1 tRNA gene and 2 rRNA genes are annotated in these 3495 nt (G+C 46.4%); all 3 read right to left on the bottom strand.

Annotation, left to right across the window (positions count from 1 at the left end):
* Window positions 1-8 precede the first annotated feature (8 nt).
* Window positions 9-118: ribosomal RNA gene (rrf, locus tag BLS90_RS16565) — 5S ribosomal RNA — on the bottom strand.
* 142 nt (window positions 119-260) lie between these two features.
* Window positions 261-3146, bottom strand: a 23S ribosomal RNA gene (locus BLS90_RS16560).
* A gap of 198 nt (window positions 3147-3344) precedes the next feature.
* A tRNA-Ala gene (locus tag BLS90_RS16555) sits at window positions 3345-3418 on the bottom strand.
* Window positions 3419-3495: the final 77 nt, after the last annotated feature.

The raw sequence follows: 3495 nt of genomic DNA, 5'->3' as shown, positions 1-3495 counted from the left end.
TTTTCAAAGAAAGGCGACGACATACTCTCCCACATAACTGCAGTACCATCTGCGCAGGCGGGCTTAACTACTCTGTTCGGGATGGGAAGAGGTGAGCCCCGCCGCAATAACCACCTTAAGAGGTTATAATTGCTTTGGGCAATTACTGTAATGTTGTTTATTGTTGTATAAACATCAATTACATAATATCTTAACATACTGAGATAAAGAAAATAAAAAGTTTGAGAAAGTTTCTTCCCCGGGTTGCCCCGGGGAAAAGCGTACATAAGCTTACGGGTTATTAGTACTACTCGACTATGACATTACTGCCTTTACATCTATAGCCTATCAACGTAGTCATCTCCTACGACCCTTAAAAGAAATCTCATCTTGTGGTGGGTTTCGCGCTTATATGCTTTCAGCGCTTATCCCTTCCAAACGTAGCTACTCTGCGATGCCACTGGCGTGACAACAGATACACTAGAGGTTTGTCCAATTCGGTCCTCTCGTACTAGAATCAGATCCACTCAAATTTCTTGCGCCCACAGTAGATAGAGACCGAACTGTCTCACGACGTTCTGAACCCAGCTCGCGTGCCACTTTAATGGGCGAACAGCCCAACCCTTGGGACCTTCTCCAGCCCCAGGATGTGACGAGCCGACATCGAGGTGCCAAACCCCCCCGTCGATATGAGCTCTTGGGGGAGATCAGCCTGTTATCCCCGGCGTACCTTTTATCCTTTGAGCGATGGCCCTTCCATGCGGAACCACCGGATCACTATGCTCTACTTTCGTACCTGATCGACCTGTATGTCTCTCAGTCAAGCTCCCTTATGCCATTGCACTCTACGCACGGTTACCAAGCGTACTGAGGGAACCTTTAGAAGCCTCCGTTACTCTTTTGGAGGCGACCACCCCAGTCAAACTACCCACCAAGCAATGTCCCCCGCAAAGCGGGGTTAGGCCTCAGATAAACAAAGGGTTGTATTTCAACAATGACTCCACAACGCCTAGCGACGCCACTTCACAGTCTCCAACCTATCCTACACATCATTTATCCAAGGTCAATACTAAGCTATAGTAAAGGTGCACAGGGTCTTTTCGTCCCACTGCGGGTAAGCGGCATCTTCACCGCTACTACAATTTCACCGAGCTCATGGCTGAGACAGTGTCCAGATCGTTACACCATTCGTGCAGGTCGGAACTTACCCGACAAGGAATTTCGCTACCTTAGGACCGTTATAGTTACGGCCGCCGTTTACTGGGGCTTCATTTCAATGCTTCTCCGAAGATAACATCTCCACTTAACCTTCCAGCACCGGGCAGGTGTCAGGCCCTATACTTCATCTTACGATTTTGCAGAGCCCTGTGTTTTTGATAAACAGTCGCCTGGACCTCTTCACTGCGGCCAGCATTGCTGCTGGCGACCCTTCTCCCGAAGTTACGGGTCTATTTTGCCTAATTCCTTAGCCATGAATCTCTCGAGCACCTTAGGATTCTCTCCTCGACTACCTGTGTCGGTTTGCGGTACGGGTACTTATTACCTGAAGTTTAGAGGTTTTTCTTGGAAGCCCTTAGGCGCACTATCTCTTCAACCGAAGTCTCCGAGTACTATCGTATTTCCCCAAAACCCGTGGATTTGCCTGCGGGTCTTATAGGTAGGTACTTCAACGAACTATTCCGTCAGTTCGCGGCGCTTTCATCACTCCGTCACCCCATCACAGTAATAACTAGTACGGGAATATTAACCCGTTGTCCATCGACTGTCCCTTTCGGGTTCGCCTTAGGTCCCGACTAACCCACAGCTGATTAGCATAGCTGTGGAAACCTTAGTCTTTCGGTGTGCGGGTTTCTCGCCCGCATTATCGTTACTTATGCCTACATTTTCTTTTCTAACCAGTCCAGCAGGCCTTACGACTCACCTTCAACCCTGTTAGAATGCTCCCCTACCACTACCTAAATAAATAGGTAATCCATAGCTTCGGTAATATACTTATGCCCGATTATTATCCATGCTCGTCCGCTCGACTAGTGAGCTGTTACGCACTCTTTAAATGAATGGCTGCTTCCAAGCCAACATCCTAGCTGTCTGGGCAGACAAACCTCGTTCTTTCAACTTAGTATATATTTGGGGACCTTAGCTGATGGTCTGGGTTCTTTCCCTCTCGGACTTGGACCTTAGCACCCAAGCCCTCACTGTTATGAAACATTATATAGCATTCGGAGTTTGTCAGGAATTGGTAGGCGGTGAAGCCCCCGCATCCAATCAGTAGCTCTACCTCTATATAACTTTACGCATAACGCTGCACCTAAATGCATTTCGGGGAGTACGAGCTATTTCCGAGTTTGATTGGCCTTTCACCCCTACCCACAGGTCATCCGAAGACTTTTCAACGTCAACCGGTTCGGTCCTCCACTATGTGTTACCACAGCTTCAACCTGCCCATGGGTAGATCACACGGTTTCGCGTCTAACACTACTGACTAAAGCGCCCTATTCAGACTCGCTTTCGCTACGGATCCGTGGCTTAACCACTTATCCTTGCCAGCAACGTTAACTCGTAGGCTCATTATGCAAAAGGCACGCCGTCACCCCACGAAAGGGCTCCGACCGCTTGTAAGCGTATGGTTTCAGGATCTATTTCACTCCGTTATTCACGGTTCTTTTCACCTTTCCCTCACGGTACTGGTTCACTATCGGTCTCTCAGGAGTATTTAGCCTTAGCGGATGGTCCCGCCAAATTCAGACAGGATTTCTCGTGTCCCGCCCTACTCAGGATACCACTATTGTTATCTTCTATTACTTATACAGGGCTATCACCTTCTTTGGCTCTACTTTCCAGTAGATTCTAATTCTATCCGCAACAAATAACGTGGTCCTACAACCCCAATAATGCCGTAACATCATTGGTTTGGGCTAATCCGCGTTCGCTCGCCACTACTTACGGAATCACTTTTGTTTTCTTCTCCTCCGCCTACTTAGATGTTTCAGTTCAGCGGGTTTGCCCACCTATCGGTGTACTATGTCTTCAACATAGTGGGTTGCCCCATTCAGGTATCTACGGATCATATCGTGTGTGCCAATCCCCGTAGCTTTTCGCAGCTTATCACGCCTTTCATCGCCTCTGAGAGCCAAGGCATCCCCCATACGCCCTTATTTTGCTTATTGTACCAATCTTAAAATTAATTAAGACCGTTTCTTTTACTTGTCTAATGATAAACAAGTAAAATATGCTTTCTACTTTTTATTATTTTCTTATCTCAATATGTCAATGAACTGTATCTAATTAAAAGATTTAAAAATTTAACCATTTAAAAATTTTGCAACCTTTAAATTATTTAATTCTTCAATCTTTCAATTGATTTGTGGAGAATAACGGAGTCGAACCGTTGACCTCCTGCGTGCAAGGCAGGCGCTCTAGCCAGCTGAGCTAATCCCCCAATCTATTTATGAATTGTGAATTATGAATTATGAATTTTTTACTCATAACTCCTCAACTCTAGAATTTCTTCTTTTA

The sequence above is a fragment of the Flavobacterium omnivorum genome (assembly GCF_900099915.1).
GTDB classification, from domain to species: Bacteria; Bacteroidota; Bacteroidia; order Flavobacteriales; family Flavobacteriaceae; genus Flavobacterium; species Flavobacterium omnivorum.
Note: the sequence above shows the minus strand (reverse complement) of the source record. Positions and strands in the feature narration are given on the sequence as shown.